Raw genomic sequence first — 5,337 nt, forward strand, 5'->3', positions numbered from 1 at the left:
CCGCTATCGCAGGCAAGCCAGCTCCCACAGTGGCTGTATTTCAACTTGAGATCAGACCAGGGTCTCGTCAATCACCAACACCAACTTGCCGGAAATCTGGTTAGTCGCCAGCTCAGCAAATGCTGCCTCAGCATCCTTGATCGCAAACGTCCTGGCCAGTTGCGGGCTCAGGCGACCTTCAACAAACAGCGGCCACACATGCTGGCTCAAGTCGCTGAACAGGTCGGCCTTGAACTGATCGCTGCGGCTGCGCAGGGTCGAGCCCAGCAGCTGGATGCGCTTGCCCAGCACCTGCGCCAGGTCCAGTTGCGCATCACGGCCGCCCATCAAGCCGATCAATACCCAACGCCCATCGAGGGCCAACAGCTTCAGATCCATCGCCGCATAACTGCCGCCGACCGGGTCGAGGATCACGTCGAACGGCCCGAAATCGCGCAGCCCTTCAATGCCGTCGGTACGCACCACGCCGCCCTGGGCGCCGAGTGCTTCGCAGTAAGCCAGGCGTTCTGCCGAGCCGACGCTGACCCAGCACGGGCTGCCAAACGCCTTGCACAACTGGATCGCTGCCGAACCCACGCCGCTGGCGCCGGCATGCAGCAAGACCTTTTCGCCGGGCTTGAGGCCCGCCAACTGGAACAGATTCAGCCACGCAGTGCTGTACACCTCGGGCAACGCCGCCGCTTCGGTCAACGTCAAACCTTCAGGCACCGGCAGCACATGGCGGGCATCCACCACCACTTCTTCGGCCATGCCGCCCCCGGTCAGCAGCGCACAGACGCGGTCGCCGACTTGCCAGGAAGAACCCGCGCCTACCTCGCTGATCACCCCGGAACACTCCAGGCCCAGCACTTGGCTGGCGCCAGGAGGTGGCGGATAGAGCCCCGCACGTTGTAATAAATCGGCGCGATTAAGGCCCGCTGCCGCCACCCGAATGCGAACTTGGCCTACATCGCAAGTAGGACTGGGTTCTTCCATCCACTCCACATGACCTTCAACGCCTTGCAATGCTTTCACAGTGCCTCCATAGTGAGTCTGGACTGAGCCCGTAGCTGTAGCGCCGGGCTTTTTGCATTATGCGACCGGATCATATGGAACCGGCTCCCTCAAAGACGGCCTAATATGCGTTATCAATTGCCCCCGCGTCGAATCAGCATGAAGCATTTGTTCCCCAGTACCGCCCTCGCTTTTTTCATTGGTCTCGGCTTTGCGTCGATGTCGACCAATACGTTCGCAGCCAATAGCTGGGACAATCTTCAGCCTGATCGCGATGAGGTGATTGCCAGCCTTAACGTCGTCGAGTTGCTCAAGCGCCATCACTACAGCAAGCCGCCGCTGGACGACGCGCGCTCGGTGATCATCTACGACAGCTACCTCAAGCTGCTGGACCCGTCGCGCAGCTACTTCATGGCCAGCGATATCGCTGAGTTCGACAAGTGGAAGACCCAGTTCGACGACTTCCTCAAGAGCGGCGACCTGCAGCCTGCGTTCACCATCTACAAGCGCTACCTGGATCGCGTCAAAGCGCGTCTGGACTTCGCCTTGGGTGAGCTGAACAAAGGCGTCGACAAGCTCGACTTCACCCAGAAGGAAACCCTTCTGGTGGATCGCAAGGACGCGCCCTGGCTGACCAGTACCGCCGCCCTCGACGACCTGTGGCGCAAACGCGTCAAGGACGAAGTGCTGCGCCTGAAGATCGCCGGCAAAGAGCCCAAGGCCATTCAAGAGCTGTTGACCAAGCGCTACAAGAATCAGTTGGCACGTCTGGATCAGACCCGCGCCGAAGATATCTTCCAGGCCTACATCAACACCTTCGCGATGTCCTACGACCCGCACACCAATTATCTGTCGCCTGATAACGCCGAAAATTTTGACATCAACATGAGTCTGTCGCTGGAAGGCATCGGTGCCGTCCTGCAAAGCGACAATGACCAGGTCAAGATCGTGCGTCTGGTGCCGGCAGGTCCGGCCGACAAGACCAAGCAGGTCGCACCGGCCGACAAGATCATCGGCGTCGCCCAGGGTGACAAAGAGATGGTCGACGTGGTCGGCTGGCGCCTGGACGAAGTGGTCAAGCTGATCCGTGGGCCGAAAGGCAGCGTGGTGCGCCTGGAAGTGATTCCGCACACCAATGCGCCGAACGACCAGACCAGCAAGATCGTGTCCATCACCCGTGAAGCGGTGAAACTCGAAGACCAGGCCGTGCAGAAGCAAGTCCTCAACCTCAAGCAGGATGGCAAGGACTACAAACTGGGCGTGGTGGTGATTCCTGCGTTCTACCTGGACTTCAAAGCGTTCCGCGCCGGTGACCCTGACTATAAGTCCACCACCCGTGACGTTAAGAAAATCCTGACAGAACTGCAGAAAGAGAAAGTCGACGGCGTGGTCATTGACCTGCGCAACAACGGCGGCGGTTCCCTGCAGGAAGCCACCGAGCTGACCAGCCTGTTTATCGACAAAGGCCCAACCGTGTTGGTCCGCAACGCGGACGGCCGTGTCGACGTGCTCGAAGACGAGAACCCGGGCGCGTTCTACAAAGGCCCGATGGCGCTGCTGGTCAACCGCCTCTCGGCCTCGGCTTCGGAGATTTTCGCCGGCGCCATGCAGGACTACCACCGCGCGTTGATCGTTGGCGGCCAGACCTTCGGTAAAGGCACCGTGCAGACCATTCAGCCGCTGAACCATGGCGAACTGAAGCTGACCATTGCCAAGTTCTACCGGGTTTCCGGGCAGAGCACCCAGCACCAGGGCGTATTGCCGGATGTGGACTTCCCGTCGATCATCGATACCAAGGAAATCGGCGAAAGCGCGCTGCCTGAGGCAATGCCATGGGACACCATCCGCCCTGCGATCAAGCCGGCTTCGGACCCGTTCAAGCCGTACCTGACGCAGTTGAAGGCTGACCACGAGACCCGCTCCGCCAAGGATGCCGAGTTCGTGTTTATCCGCGACAAACTGGCCCTGGCCAAGAAGCTGATGGAAGAAAAAACCGTCAGCCTCAACGAAGTCGATCGTCGTGCGCAGCACACCAGCATCGAAAATCAGCAGCTTGTACTGGAAAACGCTCGCCGCAAGGCCAAAGGCGAAGATCCGCTCAAAGAGCTGAAGAAAGAAGATGAAGATGCGCTGCCGGCCGAGCCGGAAAAAACCAAGCCGGAAGACGACGCCTATCTGTCCGAGACAGGCCGGGTTCTGCTGGACTACCTGAAAATCAGCAAGCAGGTGGCCAAGCAGTAAATGATGGCAATTTAATGTGAGCGCTCCACGGAGTGTCATCATATAGACATCATTCTGTCGTGAAATGAAGGGACCGCAGGCGTTAGCCTGCGGTCCTTTTTTTTCGATCGAGATCGCCATGACCATGACCGAACAGCTGAATGCATTGGGCTCAATCCTGGCTCAAGGCAGTTTACACAGCCTGTTCCAACCGATCATTTGCCTGTCCGAGCGACGAATCCTCGGCTACGAAGCGCTCAGCCGTGGCCCGTACAATAGCCCCTTGCACTCCCCCGTCGCCCTGTTCAGCGTGGCCAGCCATGCCGGGCGCCTCAGCGAACTGGAAATGGCCTGCCGCGAAAGTGCCTGCCGACGCTTCAGCGAGCAAAAGTTGCCGGGCAAGCTGTTCCTGAACATCTCGCCGGAGTCCTTGATGGAGACGGCGCATCAACCGGGCCGCACCTTGCAGTTGTTGCGCGACTTCGGCATCCCGCCGAGCCAGGTGGTGATCGAACTCACCGAGCAAACGCCCACCGACGACTTCGACCTGCTGCAAACCGCGCTGCATCATTACCGCGACATGGGTTTTGCCATCGCTCTGGATGACTTGGGCGCCGGGTATTCCAGCCTGCGTTTATGGTCTGAGCTGCGCCCGGACTACGTGAAAATCGACCGGCACTTTATCGATGGTATCCATCAGGATGCGCTCAAGCGCGAGTTCGTCGGCTCCATCCTGCAAATCGCCAAGGCATCCCGCGCCCAGGTGATTGCCGAAGGTATCGAGCTGCCGGAGGAGTTGGCGGTGTTGACGGAAATGGGCGTTGACCTGGTCCAGGGCTACCTGCTTTGCCGCCCCCAGGAACAACCGCCCCAGGAAGCGCGGTTGATGTTGCCCAAGCAGGACCACACCAACATCACCCTCAACGAAGAAGGCAGCGACCTCAGCGCCTTGCTCAACGAGCAACCGGCGGTGGATCAGGACACCGCCACCGCCCAGGTGCTCGAATCCTTCCGCCGTCAGGCCAACCTCAACTCGCTGGCCGTGCTGGATGGGCGCGGTCACCCGGTCGGCATCGTGCACCGGCATTCGTTGTCGGATGCGCTGCTCAAACCGTTCGCCACCGACCTGTTCGCGCGCAAACCCATCAGCCGCTTGATGAGCGATGACTTCCTGGCGGTGGAGTTGAGCCAGTCCCTGCAACAGGTCAGCCGCCTGCTCACCAGCCGCGCGCGGCAACGGATCGAGGAAGACTTCATCATCACCCTCAACGGTGACTACCTGGGCCTGGGTCGGGTGATCGATGTGCTCAAGTTGATCACCGAGCTGAAGATCCAGCAGGCACGCTATGCCAACCCACTGACGCTGCTGCCGGGCAATGTGCCGATCCAGCAATGCCTGACGCGGTTGCTGCAGCAACAACGCGAGTCGGTGATCTGCTACGTGGATATCGACAGCTTCAAGCCGTTCAACGATATCTACGGCTACGGGCGTGGGGATGAGGTGTTGTTGTGCCTGGCGCAGTGCCTGAACGATCGGGTTGACCCTAGCCGCGATTTTGTCGGGCATATCGGCGGTGATGATTTTTTGCTGGTGCTCGGCCCGCAGGATTGGCGCAAGCGGCTCAACCAGTTACTGGATGACTTCCACACCCAATGCCGACGCTTCTATCGTGCCGAGCACTTGGACGCCGGTTGCTTCGTGGCCTTGAACCGTCAGGGCGTGCGCCAGGAATTCGCTTTGCTGTCGTTGTCGATCGGCGTGGTGCATTTATATCCACAGGCCTGTGCACAACTGGATGCCAGCCAGTTAGCGGAGCTGGCCTCGCAAGCCAAGCACCACGCCAAAGACATCGCCGGCTACAGCATCCATGTGATCGACAGCATGGACAACCTGCCCGCTTAGGCCTCGGCGGACTCCGGGTACTCGTACTCGAACACCCGCACCACTTCCGAAGCATGCCAGGACGCAGCAGCCACACCATCGGACGGCCCGCTGAAACGCCCCAGGCGCTCCACACACTCAAAGAAACCGGTACGCGGCAAGCGGCTGGCGCCCTGGCTGATCACCAGCGAGCTGCGCAACGGCTGCTCGGCCTTGGCGTCCAACGCGGCCAGGTGCTCAAG

General features: G+C 60.0%; 4 protein-coding genes. 2 read left to right on the forward strand and 2 right to left on the reverse strand.

Translation table 11 applies throughout. From position 1 onward, the window contains the following. Nucleotides 1-51: 51 nt before the first annotated feature. The gene (locus tag FEM54_RS23490; RefSeq protein ID WP_138453336.1) at nucleotides 52-1,014 is read right to left on the reverse strand and encodes a zinc-binding dehydrogenase; all 963 of its coding nucleotides are present in this window, start codon (nucleotides 1,012-1,014) and stop codon (nucleotides 52-54) included. Nucleotides 1,015-1,152: 138 nt separating this feature from the next. Between FEM54_RS23490 and FEM54_RS23495 the strand changes: the two genes are divergently transcribed. Continuing rightward, nucleotides 1,153-3,234, forward strand: a complete 2,082-nt coding sequence (locus FEM54_RS23495; protein WP_439899916.1) for a carboxy terminal-processing peptidase — start codon at nucleotides 1,153-1,155, stop codon at nucleotides 3,232-3,234. A gap of 118 nt (nucleotides 3,235-3,352) precedes the next feature. After that, on the forward strand, nucleotides 3,353-5,116 hold the full coding sequence (locus FEM54_RS23500; protein ID WP_138453337.1) for a bifunctional diguanylate cyclase/phosphodiesterase: 1,764 nt from the start codon (nucleotides 3,353-3,355) through the stop codon (nucleotides 5,114-5,116). Here FEM54_RS23500 and FEM54_RS23505 read toward each other — a convergent pair. Beyond that, nucleotides 5,113-5,337: hypothetical protein (locus FEM54_RS23505; RefSeq protein ID WP_138453338.1), on the reverse strand; the 225-nt coding region annotated here is incomplete at its 5' end. The genes FEM54_RS23500 and FEM54_RS23505 overlap by 4 nt on opposite strands.

It is taken from the genome of Pseudomonas edaphica (assembly GCF_005863185.1).
Taxonomy (GTDB): Bacteria; Pseudomonadota; Gammaproteobacteria; order Pseudomonadales; family Pseudomonadaceae; genus Aquipseudomonas; species Aquipseudomonas edaphica.

Coding starts and splice junctions, on each gene's coding strand:
- FEM54_RS23495 (WP_439899916.1), top strand. CDS start 1,153: ATGAAGCATTTGTTCCCCAGTACCGCCCTCGCTTTTTTCATTGGTCTC.
- FEM54_RS23500 (WP_138453337.1), top strand. CDS start 3,353: ATGACCATGACCGAACAGCTGAATGCATTGGGCTCAATCCTGGCTCAA.